Below are 17,919 nucleotides of genomic sequence, written 5' to 3' on the forward strand. Positions count from 1 at the left end.
TTATTGGCGATGCACCGCCGTCTGCATGCCCGCCGTGCTCATCGGCGTGCCCAGCGCGGTGCCGAAGAAGCGCACCGCTTCGCTGCTCAGATTGCGATGGATGTCTTCGCGGTCCACGCCCACCGGATCCGTGCACAGGCCGGGCTGAGTCGCCCTTTGCATGTCATCGCAAGGCGCCATGAACACGAAGTGCCCCGCGCCGGGGAACAGCTTGAAGTCGGAGACCTCGGGCAGCTTGCGCGCCAGTGCTTCGGCGTTCTTGTCGATGGCCAGCAGTTCATCGCCGTCGCCGCTGTACAGCAGCACCGGCACGTGCACTTCCGACAGCGTTTGGCGTCCGAACATCAGCCCCAGTGGCGCCATCAGCATCAACGCCCCGACTCGCGGGTCGGCCTGAGCGTGCAAGTCATCGCGATCGGCCAGCAGCTCACCCTGAGTCTTGCAGGCATCCCGATCCTGCGGGCGCTCGGTGCAATAGTGGCGCAGGCGCTGCAGGTCAGGCTGGGCACCTGCCAGGATCAACGCGGTTTCACCACCGGCCGAATAGCCGATCACGCCGACCCTGCGGGCGCTGATATAGGGTGAAAGCATCGGGTCCATCAACGCGGCGCTGATGGCTTCGGAGATCTGCTGCGGGCGACCATAGAGATTGCTCAGGCTGCCCAGGCGGCTGTGATCCAGATAGTTGTCGCCCGGATGAAAGACCGCGACCACCACAAAACCTCTGCGGGCCAGCGAAGTGGCCAGATCATGCTGGGCCAGAGGCGTACCGGCGTTGCCGTGAGACAGCATCAGCAACGGAAAGCGACCCATGGCAATGGTCGCGTCCTCGGTGGCTTCGACGGGATAGCCCTGAACCCGGGTGACCCGGTCCTCATCGGTGGAGGGATAGAACGCGTACGCGTGCATGGGCTGCGAGTCCAGCGGATCGAGAAACGTCAGCTGATGAAAGCCGACGCTCCAGTTGGGCCGTTCGCTGGCCTGCACCGAAATCAGGCCGCTGAGCAGGCCCAGTATCATCACTGCACAAAGACGCATCATTGCAATGCCCCTCACCTTGTCAATCCATGCCCTGGAATCCAGACGCGAGATGTCTGATGTCCTTGTAAATCGGCGCCTGTAGCCATCTGACCGGCAATCGCCAAATACATTCAAAGCCGCCTTAACAGCGCCTTCAAGATCAATACTGCACAAGCCGGGCCAACTCGAAAAAAATGAAAAAACCGGCCAATCGACTTATGGCGCTGGCCAAACAGGGCGGCGATTCTACCCACAACCGCTACACGTTACTCGCAAAGAATTCGCAAAGCCTGTCGCCCGGCTGAACGGCCCCCATAAACGACGAAAGCCCCATCACCGACGGGCTGTAAGGCCTTGAGTGATGGGGCTTGCGGTGACACTGCCTGCTACCGTGGTGCATCGCTACACGATGCACCGGTTAGTAGCGGTAGTGGTCAGACATCAGGCAAACAGGGTTTCTTCGATGTGCTTCTTCGCAGCGGTCATGGCGTTGGCACGTGGCTCGTCGCCGTAGGCCAGGCCCTGGGCGTGGACGAATTGAAGATCGGTGACGCCGATGAAACCGAACAGCACCTTGAGCAGATCGTCGTGGCCGGCGCTGGTTGGCTGGCCGCTGTGCAGGCCACCGGCGGTGGACACGACAATCACTTTCTTGCCTTTGCACAGGCCTTCAGGGCCGGCTTCGGTGTAGCGGAAAGTGCGGCCGGCGACGGCGATGCGGTCAATCCAGGCTTTCAGTTGGCTGGAGATGCTGAAGTTGTACATTGGTGCGCCGAGTACCACGACGTCAGCGTTGAGGAATTCCTGCAGCACCGCTTCGTTGGTGTCCACTTCCAGTTTCTGTGCAGCGTCACGGCCTTCGGCAGGCGTACCGGCAGCGGCCAGGGTGGCGCTGGAGAAATGGTTCAGGGCTTCGGCAGCGAGATCGCGGTACACCACTTCAGTGCCCGGATGAGCGGCAGTGAAGGACTCGACAACGCTACGGCTCAGCTGGCGCGAAGCGGAATGGTCGCCGAGGATGCTGGAATCGATGTGCAAGAGTTTCATAACGGGCTTCCTGAGTGAGTATCGCCGCTGGGCGACTGAATGGCGATCATCCTACCGCGCAAGCCAATGGCTGATTAGTCGGCAAAAATGCGATAGTTTGTCCCACTCATAGAACAGTCAGTACCCGATCATGCAAGACCTCAACGATCTCTACTATTTCGCCCAGGTGGTCGAATGCGGCGGCTTCGCAGCCGCCGGCCGCGCGCTGGGCATCCCCAAGTCGCGGCTGTCTCGGCGCATTGCCGAGCTGGAAACCCGCCTCAACGCCAGCCTGTTGCAGCGCACCACGCGCAAACTGGCCCTGACCACCATTGGCGAGCGCTACCTGCAGCACTGCCAGGCCATGCTGCTGGAAGCGCGGATGGCCGATGAAGCGGTGGCCAGCCTGTCGTCCGAGCCGCGTGGACGCCTGCGGGTCTCGTGCCCGGTGGGCATGACCCACTGGAAGCTGAGCAGCGTGGTGACTGAATTTCTCGAGCGCTACCCGCAGGTGCAACTGGAGCTGATGCTGGTCAATCGCCGCGTCGACCTGGTCAATGAAGGCATCGACGTGGCCTTGCGCGTGCGCGATATCGGCGATGAAGACCCCAGCCTGATCGTGCGTCAGCTGTCTCCCGCCGAGGCGGTGCTGGTGGCGTCCCCTGCCCTGGCCGCCGCTCACGTCATCGACACACCTCAGGACCTCGCCGCGCTGCCGGCGCTGGGTGCAACCGACGCGGACCGCAAGGTGCACTACCAACTGGTGCATCAGGACGGGCGACGCCAGGAAGTGGTGCTGGAGCCGCGCCTGGTCATCGACGATTTCCCGATCCGCAAGGCAGCGGCGCTGGCCGGGCTGGGCATCACCATGTTGCCGATGATGAACTGCCACGACGCGCTGGCCGATGGCTCGCTGGTGCGGCTGTTGCCGGACTGGTCGATGCCCGGCGGGAATCTGCAGGCGGCCTACACCCAGCGCCGGGGCGCGCTGCCTGCCGTTCGCGCGTGGATCGACCATGTCACCGCAGCGTTCACCGGGCAAACCATGGGCTGCGCCTGATCAATTGAAGGTCAGCGGCGTGGCACCGGTGAAATGCCGATAGAGCACCACCGAACGAAGCATCAGATCGCGTCGACGCTCATAAGCGCTCGGCGCACATTTTTCGTACTCTTCCAGTTCCCGCCGCACCCGGCCTTCGGCATCATCGGCGGGCGCTTGCACAGCTCGGTCTGCGCAGGCGGGCAACGAGTTGCGGATCCGCGCATTGATCAGCAATTCCTCTGCCGCCCCCTCGCCAGGTGGCACCACGGCCAGGCTCTTATGCCAGTATTTGCTCAGCCAGGAACCGAGCAGCCAGCACTGCCCTTCCTTGGTTCGCAACGCGGCGCGGATCCAGGTACGAAAGGTCTGCCAGTCCAGCGATGTCAGCGACGGGTTCTTGTATTTGCTGCAATAGCCGACATTGTGCGAGTTGTCGAAATGCTTGAATGCGACGCCCTCCAGATCGACATTGATCGCCAGCGGCGCACACACGCCTGAAGCCCGCAACTGGCCATATACGCCTCCCTGAGCATTCGGATAGAGCGCCGGGGCGGTCAGACGGGCGAACGCCGCGCGGTGTTCGGCCGGCACGAGGCCGCTTTGCAGCACGTAGTCCATGAACGCAATCAGATCGCCCTGATCCATGTGCGCGATCCCCACGCCACCGACGCCGTAGCTCATCAGGTGCTTGCCGGTGTTGGCGCTGGTCTGGGCGCTCCAGTCGCTGTTGGCCGGGTCCGGCGGCAAGCCGAGCGGGTCCTCGATGCCCCACTGCGCCACGCCAAGGGTCAATGCCAGCAGCCCAAGACCCAACTGCGCCGTGCGATCCTCAGGATGTTGCCGGTAGTCGAGCATCAGCGTCTTGACGAAATCCGCCTTGAGCGTCTCGCCGCTGACGTTGTCGTCCGCCGCTGGCGACCAGCCGCCGCGCTCCAGAATCTGTTCGACCAGCGTCTGCGGCAAGGTGACCGGTGCGGCATGGGCGGTCCACGGCAGGCACACCACAGCGCCTGCGAGAAGAAGTTCACGTCGGGTCAACGGCATTGCATTTCTCCAGCGACTCACCCGCACACCGAATCCAGGTGCGCGGGCATGGCAATGCATCCTGCAAACAATAAGAGGCCGACCATCCGCTCGGTCAGGCCTGGAAGAAGGGAAAACGGCACAGGGAAAGGCGTGACAAGGCTGAATCTGCTAAAACGCACACCTGAACAAGAACGCCGTGGATGAAAAGGAACGCCATGAACATCGAAGACATTGCCGAGTTTTGCCTGGGCCTGCCCGGCGCGCGCGAGGACTACAAATGGGGTGGCGTGCGGGTGTTCTCGATTGCCGAGACCAAGATGTTCGCGGTGATGGGGCTCGCCGGTAACGACCTGTCGTTCAAGGTCGGGCCGGAACTGTTTCTCGGCTATATCGACCGCCCAGGCGTGCGCCCTGCCCCGTATCTGGCGCGGGCCCACTGGATCACCCTGACGTACCCGTTCGCGATGAGCGCTGACGAACTGCGGGAGTTGCTGACCCGCTCACATCAACTGGTGGTCAGCAAATTGCCCAAGCGCCGGCAAGTGGCGCTCAAGCTCGACCGCTGAGCGCCGATTCAGAACAGGTGCCGGGCCAGAAAATGGCCACCCGGCAGCAGGCGATCGAGCCAGAACAGCTGATGCGCCAGCACGATCAGCCAGAACACCAGCTGATAGGACAGCTTGCGGGTCTTGTGCCGGAATATCTGCTGGGCCACCAGCGCGCCCGGCCACCCGCCGAGCAGTTCAGTCAGATGCAGGAGTTTTTCCGGCGTGCGCTGGCCCTGACCACGAGCCTGGCGCTTGTCATGCCCGTACAGGCCGAAGGCGATGGCACTGAGCAACGGATAGATCAGCACCGCCAGCCAGGAACCACCGTGCAAACCGATGGACACCACGCCATACAGCGGCAGCGCGCACAGCACGGCCAGCGCGGCCAGCGCGGCCAGTTTGAGTTTCACGAATCGCACCGACAGGTTGCCGGTGCGAACGGCAGGCCTGGGCTGAACACGCTGATTCATCGCCTCACACCTGTACGCTGGTCCAGTCAACCCAACCAAATGCCCAGGTCGCCAGAATCAGCAGGCCGAAGGCGATGCGATACCAGGCGAACACCGCGTAGCTGTGGTTGGCGATGAACTTGAGTAAGCCGCGCACCGCGATCATGGCGAAGATGAACGAGGTGATGAAACCCACCGCGAACACCGCGAAATCGTCCGGCTGGAACAGATTGCGGTACTTGTAGCCCGAGTAGATCGACGCCGCGACCATGGTCGGCATGGCCAGGAAGAACGAAAACTCCGTGGCGGTCTTGCGCGACAGGCCGAACAGCAGGCCACCGATAATCGTCGAGCCGGAACGCGACGTGCCGGGAATCATCGCCAGGCACTGGGCGAAACCCACTTTCAAGGCATCGGCCCAGGTCATTTCATCCACGGTTTCGGCGTGAATCTCATGCTCGCGGCGCTCGGCCCAGAGCATGACGAAACCGCCCACCACCAAGGCCGCAGCCACGGTGATCGGGTTGAACAGGTACTCATGAATCAGGTCGGAAAACAGCACACCCAACACCACCGCCGGCAGCACGCCAATGATCAGATTGACGGTGAAACGCTGCGCCTTGCGCTGGCTTGGCAGCCCGGTCACGACCTCAAAAATCTTGCGCCGGAACTCCCACATCACCGCCAGAATCGCCCCCAGCTGGATAATGATATTGAAGGCCATGGCCCGCTCGCCACCGAACCCGATGAGGTCGGCCACGATGATCTGATGGCCTGTGCTGGAGATCGGCAAGAACTCCGTCAGCCCTTCCACTACCCCAAGTATCAACGCCTGTGCGGCGGTCCAAAGATCCATCATTCCCCCGGAAAATGGAGCCTGCTCATGGCAAGGCTCTCTAGAAATGTTTTGAGCACTGTCGAACGAACGATAAACAGTCAGATGTCAAAAAAACGCATGAACAGTCAAGACAGGGCGCCTTACGCGCAAGCGCCGCGATGCTACCAGAGCCTTGTGGCAAACGCTCTAGCAGGCACTGCGGCGCGCAGGCTTCGACAGTTCACAGACAGATAGTTCGCGGTGCACCGAACATTCGGGGCGCCACAACCTTGCGCAAACGGCTTACAATCGCCGCCCGCTGGTTCCCCCTTATTATGACTGCAGGAGTCTTCATGTCCGGGCTTGAGCTGTTCGCCGCAGCACTGGGTGTCATCGCCGTCTGGCTGACCGTCAGGCAGAATCCCTGGTGCTGGCCCATCGGGCTGGCGATGGTGGTGCTGTACACCTGGATCTTCTTCGACGTGAAGCTGTATTCGGACATGCTGCTGCAGGTTGTCTATGCCGTGTTGCAGTTGTATGGCTGGTGGCAGTGGACACGCCGTGGCGCGGTCATCGACGGGCGTCGCGTGACCTCGCTGGATGTGGGTCCGCTGACTCTGAGCCTGGCGATCGGTGCGCTGGTCAGCCTCTTGCTGGGTGCTGCCATGGCGCACTTCACCGATGCGGCGCAGCCCTGGCTGGATGCGGCCCTGACCGGTTTCAGCCTGGTCGCCCAAGTGTGGATGGCACAGAAGCGCGTGCAGTGCTGGCCGTTGTGGATCGTGCTGGATGTCATTTTTGTCGGGCTCTTCCTTTATAAAGACCTGTACCTGACGGCGGCGCTGTACGGGCTGTTCACCTTGCTGGCCGTGCAGGGCTGGCGTGAGTGGCGCGCCGACCCGGCACTGGCGCGTTGAGTTGCCCATGAAGGTATTGGTACTGACCGGCCCCGAGTCCAGCGGCAAGAGCTGGCTGGGCGAACGCATCGCACGGCATTTCGGTGGCGAACTGGTGGGCGAATACGTGCGCCACTTCATCGAACAGGAGCAGCGCGACACCTGCTACGCCGACATCCCTGCCATCGCCCACGGGCAATTGGCCTGGGAAGACGCCGCACGCGCGCGCAAGCCCGAACTGCTGATTCTCGACACGCATTTGCTGAGCAATATCCTCTGGAGCCAGACCCTGTTCGGCGACTGCCCTTCGTGGCTTGAACAGGAACTGCTGGCTCGACGCTACGACCTGCACTTGCTGCTCTCGCCCGACGGCGTGGAATGGGTCGGCGACGGCATGCGCTGCCAACCGGAGCTGGCAGAACGCTGGGCATTCTTCGACGCGGGCCGCCAGTGGCTGGAACGGAACGGGCAACGCTATGAAGTGATCGACGGAAGTTGGAGCTACCGCAAGGACAGGGCGTTTGAAGCGGTGCAGCGGTTAATGGAAAACTAACCTGTAGGCGCGAATTCTTTCGCGAACAATCGCTCAGGCGCCGCAGGTGCAGCAGCCTGATGTGTTCAACGAATCTGATGCTTGTGCAATAGCCGGTAAAACGTTGGCCGGGAAATCCCCAGCACCTTCGCCGCGACGCTGAGGTTGTCGCTGTGGCGAGTCAGCACATCGCACAGTGCCTGACGCTCGGCGCGGGACTTGTACTCCTCCAGGGTGCCCATGCTCGAGGTGATTTCCTCCTCGCCCAGCAACCCCAGGTCAAACGCCTCGATTTGCCTGCCCTCGGCCAGCACCAGGCCACGGCGCACTCGGTTTTCCAGCTCGCGCACGTTGCCCGGCCAGTCGTGTTTGCCCATGGCCACCAGCGCGTCCTGACTGAAATTGCGTGGTCGGCGCCCGGTTTCCTGGCTGTAGAAATGCGCAAAATGATTGGCCAGCAGCGCCAGATCGCCGTGTCGTTCACGCAGCGGCGCAGTGCCCACTTGCAGCACGTTCAGGCGGTAATACAGGTCTTCACGAAAACGCTTCTTGCGGATCGCCGCCTCGAGGTCCACATGGGTCGCCGCCAGGATCCGCACGTCCACCGCAACCCGCTCGCCAGCGATTTCGATGTGACGCTGATCCTGCAGAAATCGCAACAGATTGGCCTGCACATCCAGCGGCAACTCGCCGATCTCGTCCAGAAACAGCGTGCCGCCATCGGCCAGTTCGATCCGGCCGGGCTTGCGCGGCTGGCCGCTTTGCGGATCTTCATCCTGCCCGAACAGTTCATCCTGCAGCTGGTGCTCACCGGTGACGCTGCAATTGATCGAGACAAAGGGCTGGTTACGACGCTGGGATTGCGCGTGCAAAGTGCGGGCGATCAGCTCCTTGCCAGTGCCCGGTTCGCCCCGGATCAGCACTGGCGATTCGGTAGGCGCCAGTTTGGTCAGCAGGCGGCGCAATTCGCGAATCGGCCGGCTCTCACCGAGCATCTCCTGCTCAGGCCCATTGCCATAGCTTGCGCCTTGGGCCCGCAGCCGCGCCATGCCGTAGGCCCGGCCTAGGGTGACCTGCACCCGGGCGACATCGAACGGCAAGGTATGAAAGTCGAAAAACCATTCGCAGACGAAATCGCCGATCAGCTCGCGGCGCAGGTCATCGGCTGTCAGCACTGCGATCCATTCGGTGTTGCTGCGGGTGATCAACTCCTTGATCAGCTGCGGCTGCTCGAAATGCTCCGGCATCAGGCGGATCAGCCCGACGTCACAGGGATGAGCGAGCGCCGACTCCAGCGCGCAACTGTCCACTTCCCAACCGGCAATCCTCAGACCGGGAATCAGGCGCAGACATTCGTCGCACGGCTCGACGATTAACAGGCGACGGATAGATGCCATCTCATGCATATGCAGGTCCTTGGCGCCAGGATTCAAATAGTTTTCCGTAGCAAAAACATTTTTAGAAACAGTGCCTTGGCAGCCCTGAAAACTACATTAGCAAATTTTTGACACGCGCTTGGACCGTTTGAATCTAAGGCTAAGATCGAAACGTGCTTACACAGATCAAAAAGGCATTAAAGAAGTAATCAAACAACTGGATCAGATCTGATACACCCCTCTGCGGGCGTAACGGGCGAGTCGAAATGACGCCGGACAGGAAAAAACGTAAAGAAAATGAAAAAAGTCGAAATATGTTGTGACTTATCTCCAGCGGCCGGTCATCTGTACAAGTAGCTACCCCAGGTAGCTCACCCTGACTCAACCGACTGGGACGCCCGCCGTCGGTGATTGAATGTTACGGGCACTAGAGGATTCTCCATGAACGCCCCCTTGCGCTTTAACGATGCTTTGCTGATCGCCGGTCACGCTTTTGAACCCTTCCAGTGTGTGGCCTGGTCCGCACAGGACGGCAACGGCGAACTGAGCCTGACGGTCATCGATCGCACCAACACCCGCATCGGCCGCAAACAGATTCCAAGCAGCGCCTACCGCGACCCGCAGCAACTGGCCCAGGCGCTGGAACAGGCCCGCGCCGAGATCCGCGACGAGGGCTACAGCCTCAAGCCGTGGACCATGCCGGCCTGATTTGACCCTCCGATAGCCCGGCTTGATAGCCGGGCTACACGTCACGGCTTGCCTTATCCGGCCTTGACCAGCTCTTCGTCTGCCTCGTGGGCCTGCACCGCTTGGGTCAGGTCCTCGGTCATGCGCAACTCAACGCCGGTTGCCGAATACTGCGCGGCTGCGGCGAACGGCGCGGACGCCACCGGTACCGGGTGCGCACGACGACGCCAGACGAAGAACGCGACCATTCCCAGATTGATCACCGCGAAAGCCCAGAACAGCCCGGAAGGCCCGGCCCAGGTCATGACCGGGGAAATCGCCATGGGGCTGACTGCCGACCCCAGCGAGTTGATCAGCAACAGGCCCTGAATCATGCGCACCAATGCACCATCCGGCGCGCTGTCGGCCGCATGACTGACCGCCACCGGGTACACCGCGAATACCCCGCCACCGAGCAGGAACATCACCAGCAGCATCGGCCAGCCCGACGGCGGCAACAGTACCGCAGCGACGGACAACACCGCACACGCGGCGCCAAGGATGATCAGCACGGTCTGACGGTCCTTGCGGTCCGACCAGCGCCCGACCGGGTATTGCAGGACCATGGCGCCGAAGATCACCGCCGCCATCATGTGCCCGACTTCCGTGACGTTCAGCCCGACCTTCTGCAGGTACAGCGGCAGCAGCGTATAAACAGCCGCGATCGCCACACCGGAGCCAAAGCAGCCCATCACGCCGGTTGGGGTGATGCGCAGCAGTTTGCCCGGATGCAGCGGCTCGGCGCGCTCGACCAGCGGCGTGACCTTGGGCAGCATCACGATCGGCACCAGCGATAGCGACGCCAGCATCGCCGCGATGGTGAACGGCACGTCATGCCCGGCGCCCATCACCGTGCCCAGGCTCAACTGGCCCAGCAGGCCTGCGCTGTAGAGGGCGATCATGTACAGCGCCAGCAGGCGCCCGCGAATCTTTGGCTCGGCCACCAGCAGCAGCCAGCTTTCCACCACCAGGTACACGCCGACAATGGCCCAGCCGTTGACCAGGCGCAGCGCCGACCAGATCCACGGATCGCTGCACAGGCCTTGCAGGGAGATAGTGACCGCGATCAGCGCGGCGAAGCAGCTGTAGGCACGAATATGGCCGATGCGGGAAATCAGCCGCTCGTTGAACACCGAGCCCAGGGTCAGGCCGATGAAATACGCCGACGAGACAATCCCCACCATCGTCGCGGAGAAACCCATGGCATCCAGGCGCAGCGTCGTCAGCGACGACATCAGCGCGCTGCTGATGCTCATAATGAACAGTCCCAACAGCGGCGCCAGCGCCATGGACAGCAATTGCACAGACATAACGACCTCAAGATCAAACAGACAGGAATCGTTGCTGGCGGGGCTTGTTGGAATTGTTCAGCGGGCAACGCAGGGCGCGCATCTTAACGGGCAAGATGGCGCTGTTGAAGACGCTGGCGAGAAGATTTTCGACACAGCGCTCGAAGAACCGGTGGTCGGCATACCGTATGACAAAATTTTCAGCGATCTGCTTCTGCCGAAAGAGTGGCCTTACACCCACTTGCTTCTGCCGAAGGGGCGGCATTTCACCTGCCTGCTTCTGCCGAAGGCGTGGGAGCCCAGCTTGCTGGCGATCTGGCGCGAAGCGGCAGTAAACCCGGCTCACTCGGCTTGTCTGACACAAACAAGGCGAATGGTTTCACTGCCGCTGCGCGCCAGATCGCCGGCAAGCCGGGCTCCCACGGGCTAGCGCCCAGAATCAAAAGCAGACGCAGCCTCTCAGCGACGATCCAGCCACACGGTCTGCGCATTGCAAAACTCGCGGATGCCGAAGTGCGACAGCTCGCGACCGAAGCCGCTCTTCTTCACGCCACCGATCGGTACGCGGGCGTCGGAAGCGGTGTAGCCATTGATGAACACGCCACCGGTCTCCAGACGCGCGGCGATGTCGCGGGCTAGATCAACGTCGGCGGTCCAGACGCTGCCGGCCAGGCCGAACTCGCTGTCGTTGGCCAGTTCCACCGCGTGGTCGGCATCCCGGGCGACGATCAGCGACGCGACCGGACCAAACAGCTCTTCTTTAAAGGAAGTCATGCCCGGACGCACATTGCCCAGGATGGTCGGCGCATAATAGTTGCCCTCACCTTCCAGCTTGTCGCCGCCCAGCAGCAGGGTCGCGCCTTCGCCGAGGGTTTTCTGTACCTGAGCGTGCAGCTCGTCGCGCAGGTCGTAACGGGCCATCGGGCCGATGTAGTTCTCGTCCACGGTCGGGTCGCCGACTTTCAGCGCCTTGGCCGCCGCCACGAACTTCTCGGTGAAGGCCGGCAGCACGCTCTCTTCGACGATGATGCGCTTGGCCGCCACGCAGATCTGCCCGCTGTTCTGGTAACGACCGACCGCCGCCGCCTTCACGGCCTCATCCAGGTCGGCATCGGCCAGTACGATGAACGGGTCGGAACCGCCCAGTTCCAACACGCACTTCTTCAAAGCGGCACCGGCTTGTGCGGCGATCGCAGAACCTGCACGCACGCTACCGGTCACCGCCACAGCCGCGATGCGCGGGTCAGCGATGGCGCTGGAAACGCCTTCGTTGGTGACGTTGATGACTTCGAACACACCGTCCGGCAGACCGGCTTCGGCCCAGGCGTCACGCAGCAGATAGGCGCTGCCCATGACGTTCGGTGCGTGCTTGAGCACATAGGTGTTGCCCACCAGAATCATCGGGATCGCGCCGCGCATCACCTGCCAGATCGGAAAGTTCCACGGCATGACGGTGAGGATCGGGCCCAGTGGCAGGTAATCGATGTACGCTTTGTCGTTTTCTACCGGGGTCTTTTCCGGCGCCAGCATGGCCGGGCCGTGTTCGGCGTACCAGTCGCAGGTGGCCGCGGTTTTCTCGACTTCGCCACGGGCCTGGACGATCGGCTTGCCCATTTCAGCGGTCATCATCTGCGCCAGTGGTTCGGCGTTCTTGCGCAGCACCTGGGCGATCTTGCGCAGCTGCTCGGCGCGCACGCTGACCGGCGTCTTACGCCAGGCCTTGAAGGCGTTGGTGGTGCGGGCCAGGGTCTGCTCCAGCACGTCTGCGCTTTCGAACGGATATTCGGCGAACACCTCGCCGGTGGCAGGGTTCAGCGAAATGGCGTGGGTGGGAGATGCGTGTTTCGACATGATCAAAAGCCTCCTGTTGACGGTTGACGTTCACCGCCGGGCAGACGCCCGTTGCTGAAGTCTTGGGGCCACGATAATCTGCCGCCGAAATTTCCGATAATGAATAATTATCAAAAATACATTCTCAAAATGAGAAAGAACGAGAGACGCCCATGGACCTGACCCAACTCGAACTGTTCAAGGCCATCGCCGAAGAAGGCAGCATCACCGCCGCCGCCCAGCGCCTGCACCGCGTGCCGTCGAACCTGACCACGCGGATCAAGCAGCTGGAACAGGAACTGGGCGTCGACCTGTTCATCCGCGAGAAGCTGCGCCTGCGCCTCTCGGCCACCGGCAGGACCTTCCTCGACTACACCAAACGTATTCTGGAACTGGTGGAAGAAGCCCGCCAGGCGACGTCCGGCACCGAACCCCAGGGCGTGTTCTCGCTGGGGTCGATGGAAAGTACCGCAGCGGTACGCATCCCTTCCCTGCTGGCGGACTTTCACCAGCACTACCCCAAGGTCGAGCTGGACCTGTCCACCGGCCCCTCGGGCGACATGATCGACGGCGTGCTCTCAGGCCGCTTGAGCGCGGCGTTCGTCGACGGCCCGTTGCGCCACCCGGAGCTGGAAGGCATCGAACTGTTCGAAGAGGAAATGCTGCTGATCACCGCCGCCACCCATGAGCCGGTGACCCGCGCCCAGGACGTCAGCAGCAAGACGGTCTACGCGTTTCGCCAGAACTGCTCGTACCGGCGCCACTTCGAAGAATGGTTCAAGGCCGACATGGCTACACCGGGCAAGATCTTCGAAATGGAGTCCTACCACGGCATGCTCGCCTGCGTGACCGCAGGGGCCGGGGTGGCGATGGTGCCGCGCAGCATGCTCGAAAGCATGCCGGGCTGCCGCAACGTCAACGCCTACCCGCTGAGCGAAGAGTTTCGCTACCTCAACATCTGGCTGACCTGGCGCCGGGGCGTGCGTACGCCAGCGCTCAATGCCTTTATCGATCTGGTGCAGAACACAGTCGGGCAAGGTACGGCTGCAGCTTGAACACCCGTACAGCAGCGCCGGCCGTTTAACCCGCAAAAAAAACGATCACCGCGGCCACACCGCAGTGATCGTTTTTTGTCCGCACACTATTTGGTCAGTCGGTCGTAATCCATCTCGCCGGCCACTTCGCGGAAATTCATGTGGTCCAGCTTGTTGGCGGTCTGATTCGCGCCGGTCCTGTCCGAGCCATCCGAGGCCAGGCCACGTTCGGGCTGACCGTTGGCGGCGACCGAATTGGCGCCTACGTGATCGGCGCCGTCAGAGGCGACGCGGTTGGCACCGACCTTATCTGCGCCGTCCGAGGCTACGCGGTTGGCTCCGACTTTATCTGCGCCGTCGGAGGCTACGCGATTGGCGCCGACTTTATCTGCGCCGTCTGAAGCCACGCGATTGGCACCTACCTTATCTGCGCCGTCCGAGGCGACGCGGTTGGCACCGACCTTATCCGCGCCATCCGACGCTACGCGATTTGCACCGACTTTATCTGCGCCGTCTGAAGCCACGCGATTGGCACCGACCTTGTCTGCGCCGTCCGAAGCTACGCGATTGGCGCCGACCTTATCGGCGCCATCGGAAGCCACGCGATTGGCACCGACTTTATCCGCGCCATCAGAAGCCACGCGATTGGCACCTACTTTATCGGCACCGTCCGAAGCTACGCGATTCGCTCCCACCTTATCTGCGCCATCAGAAGCCACGCGATTGGCACCGACCTTATCGGCGCCATCAGAAGCCACACGATTGGCACCGACCTTATCGGCACCATCCGAAGCCACGCGATTGGCACCCACTTTATCCGCACCATCGGAAGCAACACGATTCGCACCGACCTTGTCCGCGCCATCCGACGCCATCGAGTTGGCACCTACGTGGTCAGCGCCATCGGACGCCGTGCGGTTCGGTCCCACCTTTTCCGAGCCGTATTCGGCAACCGTCTTGCCGTCCTTCGCCTCGTCTGCCGCACAGGCGGCCGAGACACCCAAAGCCAGTACGGAAACCGTCAGGCCCAAAATCAATTGTCTCTTCATAACCGATTGCTCCAAGTGTCATGTCGGTTGATGCGAGCGAAATGCCCAAAAGGTTGCCTTCCTGAATCGGTAAAACAGTCCTGAACCCGTAACACAGCGATTCAACTGTAGACGACAACACGTCGCGTCAAACCTGGCGCGGTGAGAAAACAGTATTCAGATGCACCCATTCAGCGTAGCTGCCACTGGCGGTTCGTGCCCATATTTACGGGACGAACCGCCAGATGGCAGCGGATGCTGCACTCGATCATTTTGAGGAATTAGTTGGCCATTAGTTCGTCATGGCGAAAACAAAAGCACAAATGTGCAAGTTTGCCGGCCTGTCGAAATCGCGCAGAAAGCAACGAATTAAGCGTGTTTCGGTAACAATGTTTTAGCTCAGATCTTTAACGAATAAACCAGCCTTCATGGCAACTAACCAAGTTCACCCTCGTGCCGCAGTTAAGCAGTTGATTTATATGGATCAAATGATGCACGCACGCAGATCGGATCTGGCCAACGCCAATAAAAGACACCGCTGACTCACATCAGCGGTGCCCGATTCCGTGGCCGTTACGCAACAGATGGCAGATGACGCGTCTGTACGGATATCAGGTCATGTCCAGGAAACTTTCAGGATCCGGCTCGCGCCGACGCACCTGATTGTCGTAACGCGCCTTCAACGCCGCACCGGTGGTGACCACCGCCTCCATCCCCGCAGCTGCCTTGGTCGCGACGGTGTCGATGCCCGCTGCCGTCTTGTCGATTGCCGTCTGGACGCCAGCCGCTGTCTTGTTGGCAGCGATTTCCAGGCCGGCGGTAGTTTTGCTCGCGGCGAACCGGGCGCCGTCGGCGGTCTTTTGGGCGGCGAATGACGCCGTACTCGATGCCGCACTTTTCACGTCGTTTTGCAGCAAGTCCTCGGCGGCGCGGGTGGCGCGATCAGTCAGCACACCGGCCGTGGTCCAGCCGGCGAACACCGCCGCCGAACCCAAGGTGTTGGTGAGTTGGCTGACGGCGGTTTTCGCGTAAGGGTTGCTGATGTGCCGGGTGGCGGCTTCCTGCAGCTTGCCGACCCCGGCAAAGCCGCCCGCCAACGCCATGCCGTTCTGGGTCAGGCTGCTGGCCGACACCAGGCTGCGCACCGCCTTGCTGCCGTCGGTCAGGATGTCGATGGGCATACCCGCCAGCCGCTTGCCGGCATTGAGCGCCGCACCGGTGTAGCTGGCGTGCTTGATGTCGCGATAGGCCTGCAGCCATTCGGTTTCTTCATCCAGCGGCTTGGCCTCGGCGTCCTTGCGGCCAAAGACAAACGCCGCGCCGCGCTGGTGATCTCGACGTTCGGTGTTCTGCATGCGGTTGGCGAACAGCGCGTTGGCCGGCAGACCACCGATGGACGAGATGGCCGTGTCGGTGATGGCCTGAGCCTTGGGATGCCCGGCCAGCGCCGTGCCCACTATCGTACGCGCCACATTGCGCGCGGTGTAACTCTGAATCGCGCCGCCCTGGTCGAGGCTCTGCTGCGCCAGCCCGGGTTTGTGGCGCTGCACCGATTCGGCGAGCGCATCGTGCAGCTTGTCCGGCGTGGTTTTCAGATACTGGTTATCGCCGGTCACCCGGTTCATCACGCCAGTACCGACCTGATCCATCACCCCGGACACCGCCCCCGGAATCAGCGGTGCCAGCGGCTTGAGCGGCGCTGGCAGCCAGTCACCCTTGTTGATCGCAGGCTTGAGGTATTGCAGCACAGTGGCCGCCGCGAACGGTGTGGCGCGCAAGGCGCTGGACGTACGGTTGGCCAGACGGTCGAACTTGTCGCCCTTGGCCAGGGTGTCGGCGATATCGCCCAGGGTTTCGCCCTCGCGCTGCAATACCCGGGCACGGCTGTCGGCGATGCGATCCAGCTGTTGGTTGCTGCGGGTGACGCCTTGGTTGTGCTGATTGATTTCATCCAGTTCGGCCTGGCTGGCACCCGCTGGAGCAGGTAGTAACGCCTGTTTGTGCACGGCGAAGACCTGTTCCTTGAGGTAATGGGCAATCAGCTGCACTTCGCTGTCGATCATCTCTTGGGACAGCGCGCGCAGTTCCACCGGCGCGTGGCCAGCGTCGGTTTCGCGAATCAATCCGCTTGCAGTGGTGGCCAGCGGTGGTGCGCTTGTTGGCGTTCTGTTTATGGGATGCACAGTTCAATCCTCGGATAGGAGCTGACTGCCTATAGGCATAGCAAGCAGCGTTGACAGCCGACCGAGCCATTTAGACCGGTCGGTCTGCACGAGTATGATCAAGGCTCTCAAGCCGGTAACTGACCCTGCCCGCTTTCAATGATTTTCGCGAAGTTCATTACGTTATTGACGTAGTTCGGATCACCCACGCCGCCGACATTGGAAAGATCCCCCTTGCTCACCTTGTCAGGGCCCGAGTTGTAGGCACGCAAAGCCGAGCCCCAGTCGCCGAACGCCTGATGCTGATCGCGCATGTACAGCGCGCCGGCCATGATGTTGTCGTGGACGTTGTTGACGTCGGCATTGCCCAGCAAGTCCGGATTCTCCTTCTTGAGCCCGGCGAAGGTGTCGGCATTGACTTGCATCAGGCCCGCATCGGTCTTGCCATTGACGTTGGTAGTGTCCTGCCCCAGTTGCCCGCGGGATTCGGCCCATATCTGCCCGGCCAGAATGCTGGGCGGCACGCCGGTGGCCTTGGACGCGTCCATGATGTCGTTGCGATAGGGTTCCAGCTGTTTGGGCAGATGCAGGTCGCCCGAACCGCTGAGCGAGGTGTCGCCGGACACCGCATTGGCAGAGTTGTTGCCCGGCGTGTTGACGCCGTTGCCCGCGCCCCCGCCACCATTGTTCACGGCGCCATTGTCTCCGCCACCGCCGCCCCCTCCACCGCCGCCATTTTGCGCAGCCAGATTCTGCGCGTTGGGCTGATTGCCGTTCTGCAATTTCATGAGCATCTGCAACAGCTCCATCACCAGACTCATGAGCTGCTGCACCATGCTGGCCTGATTGTTGTTGCCGTTGCCGGACAGCGCGTTCGCCGGGTCAGTCTGCGGATCCTGGCTGTTGGGCGGCGCGAAATTGACCTGTGACTGCACCGGATTGGCGAACAGCAAGGTGCTGGGGTCGATGCTCTGATTGCCGCTGCCGTTGCCACTGAGCGCGTTGTGCTGGCCGTGTTTGCCGCTCAGGGACGAAAAGTCCGTGGGCATCGCGTTGGGGTCCTGCAGCGGGCGATACGATGAAACACCCATGTTCATGGTCGTTTACCTCTCTGATTC

General features: G+C 61.8%; 18 protein-coding genes. 7 read left to right on the forward strand and 11 right to left on the reverse strand.

Going from position 1 to position 17,919, the window contains the following annotated elements:
• Together AC1MEK_RS00430 and AC1MEK_RS00435 are read right to left on the reverse strand one after the other, a co-directional pair.
• Positions 1-1,041, reverse strand: a complete 1,041-nt coding sequence (locus AC1MEK_RS00430) for an alpha/beta hydrolase family protein (RefSeq protein ID WP_480394281.1) — start codon at positions 1,039-1,041, stop codon at positions 1-3.
• 420 nt (positions 1,042-1,461) lie between these two features.
• A complete protein-coding gene (locus AC1MEK_RS00435) occupies positions 1,462-2,067 on the reverse strand; it encodes an FMN-dependent NADH-azoreductase (protein WP_480394282.1) in 606 nt (201 codons plus the stop codon).
• Positions 2,068-2,197: 130 nt separating this feature from the next.
• On the opposite strand from AC1MEK_RS00435, the gene AC1MEK_RS00440 reads away from it, so the two are divergent.
• The gene (locus AC1MEK_RS00440; RefSeq protein ID WP_480394283.1) at positions 2,198-3,106 is read left to right on the forward strand and encodes a LysR substrate-binding domain-containing protein; all 909 of its coding nucleotides are present in this window, start codon (positions 2,198-2,200) and stop codon (positions 3,104-3,106) included.
• On the opposite strand, the gene AC1MEK_RS00445 is transcribed toward AC1MEK_RS00440, so the two are convergent.
• Positions 3,107-4,132, reverse strand: a complete 1,026-nt coding sequence (locus AC1MEK_RS00445) for a hypothetical protein (RefSeq protein WP_480394284.1) — start codon at positions 4,130-4,132, stop codon at positions 3,107-3,109.
• A gap of 197 nt (positions 4,133-4,329) precedes the next feature.
• On the opposite strand from AC1MEK_RS00445, the gene AC1MEK_RS00450 reads away from it, so the two are divergent.
• Entirely contained in the window at positions 4,330-4,680 is a 351-nt protein-coding gene (locus AC1MEK_RS00450; protein ID WP_480394285.1) for an MmcQ/YjbR family DNA-binding protein, read from the forward strand.
• Positions 4,681-4,688: 8 nt separating this feature from the next.
• Here the strand turns inward: AC1MEK_RS00450 and AC1MEK_RS00455 are convergent, their stop codons facing one another.
• A complete protein-coding gene (locus AC1MEK_RS00455; RefSeq protein ID WP_480394286.1) occupies positions 4,689-5,132 on the reverse strand; it encodes a DUF1294 domain-containing protein in 444 nt (147 codons plus the stop codon).
• Between the two features lie 4 nt (positions 5,133-5,136).
• On the reverse strand, positions 5,137-5,967 hold the full coding sequence (locus AC1MEK_RS00460) for an undecaprenyl-diphosphate phosphatase (RefSeq protein ID WP_480394287.1): 831 nt from the start codon (positions 5,965-5,967) through the stop codon (positions 5,137-5,139).
• A gap of 314 nt (positions 5,968-6,281) precedes the next feature.
• Here AC1MEK_RS00460 and pnuC point away from each other — a divergent pair, with 314 nt between their 5' ends.
• Positions 6,282-6,845 carry a nicotinamide riboside transporter PnuC gene (gene pnuC, locus AC1MEK_RS00465; RefSeq protein ID WP_480394288.1) on the forward strand — a complete coding sequence of 188 codons (564 nt, stop codon included), beginning with the start codon at positions 6,282-6,284 and terminating at the stop codon, positions 6,843-6,845.
• Between the two features lie 7 nt (positions 6,846-6,852).
• Positions 6,853-7,377 (forward strand): AAA family ATPase, encoded by a 525-nt coding sequence (locus AC1MEK_RS00470; RefSeq protein ID WP_480394289.1) that lies wholly within the window; start codon positions 6,853-6,855, stop codon positions 7,375-7,377.
• 65 nt (positions 7,378-7,442) lie between these two features.
• Here the strand turns inward: AC1MEK_RS00470 and AC1MEK_RS00475 are convergent, their stop codons facing one another.
• Positions 7,443-8,762, reverse strand: coding sequence for a sigma-54-dependent transcriptional regulator (locus AC1MEK_RS00475; RefSeq protein ID WP_480394290.1), 1,320 nt, complete (start codon positions 8,760-8,762; stop codon positions 7,443-7,445).
• 411 nt (positions 8,763-9,173) lie between these two features.
• On the opposite strand from AC1MEK_RS00475, the gene AC1MEK_RS00480 reads away from it, so the two are divergent.
• Positions 9,174-9,440, forward strand: coding sequence for a hypothetical protein (locus AC1MEK_RS00480; RefSeq protein ID WP_480394291.1), 267 nt, complete (start codon positions 9,174-9,176; stop codon positions 9,438-9,440).
• 53 nt (positions 9,441-9,493) lie between these two features.
• On the opposite strand, the gene AC1MEK_RS00485 is transcribed toward AC1MEK_RS00480, so the two are convergent.
• Complete coding sequence (locus tag AC1MEK_RS00485) at positions 9,494-10,768, reverse strand: MFS transporter (RefSeq protein WP_480394292.1); 1,275 nt, start codon at positions 10,766-10,768, stop codon at positions 9,494-9,496.
• Between AC1MEK_RS00485 and AC1MEK_RS00490 the strand changes: the two genes are divergently transcribed.
• Complete coding sequence (locus AC1MEK_RS00490) at positions 10,746-11,177, forward strand: hypothetical protein (RefSeq protein WP_480394293.1); 432 nt, start codon at positions 10,746-10,748, stop codon at positions 11,175-11,177. The genes AC1MEK_RS00485 and AC1MEK_RS00490 overlap by 23 nt on opposite strands.
• A gap of 29 nt (positions 11,178-11,206) precedes the next feature.
• On the opposite strand, the gene AC1MEK_RS00495 is transcribed toward AC1MEK_RS00490, so the two are convergent.
• Complete coding sequence (locus tag AC1MEK_RS00495; RefSeq protein WP_480394294.1) at positions 11,207-12,598, reverse strand: aldehyde dehydrogenase family protein; 1,392 nt, start codon at positions 12,596-12,598, stop codon at positions 11,207-11,209.
• Positions 12,599-12,750: 152 nt separating this feature from the next.
• On the opposite strand from AC1MEK_RS00495, the gene ptrR reads away from it, so the two are divergent.
• Positions 12,751-13,632: a putrescine utilization regulator PtrR gene (gene ptrR / locus AC1MEK_RS00500; protein WP_480394295.1), complete on the forward strand. Its 882-nt coding sequence runs from the start codon at positions 12,751-12,753 to the stop codon at positions 13,630-13,632.
• An 86-nt stretch (positions 13,633-13,718) separates the two neighbouring features.
• Here the strand turns inward: ptrR and AC1MEK_RS00505 are convergent, their stop codons facing one another.
• The 3 genes from AC1MEK_RS00505 to AC1MEK_RS00515 all read right to left on the reverse strand — a co-directional run bounded on the left by AC1MEK_RS00505 (position 13,719) and on the right by AC1MEK_RS00515 (position 17,892).
• The gene (locus AC1MEK_RS00505) at positions 13,719-14,660 is read right to left on the reverse strand and encodes a hypothetical protein (protein WP_480394296.1); all 942 of its coding nucleotides are present in this window, start codon (positions 14,658-14,660) and stop codon (positions 13,719-13,721) included.
• Positions 14,661-15,250: 590 nt separating this feature from the next.
• Positions 15,251-16,822 carry a type III effector gene (locus tag AC1MEK_RS00510; protein ID WP_480394297.1) on the reverse strand — a complete coding sequence of 524 codons (1,572 nt, stop codon included), beginning with the start codon at positions 16,820-16,822 and terminating at the stop codon, positions 15,251-15,253.
• A gap of 107 nt (positions 16,823-16,929) precedes the next feature.
• Positions 16,930-17,892, reverse strand: a complete 963-nt coding sequence (locus tag AC1MEK_RS00515; RefSeq protein ID WP_480394298.1) for a lytic transglycosylase domain-containing protein — start codon at positions 17,890-17,892, stop codon at positions 16,930-16,932.
• Between the last annotated feature and the right edge of the window lie 27 nt (positions 17,893-17,919).

Source organism: Pseudomonas sp. 2, assembly GCF_056627435.1.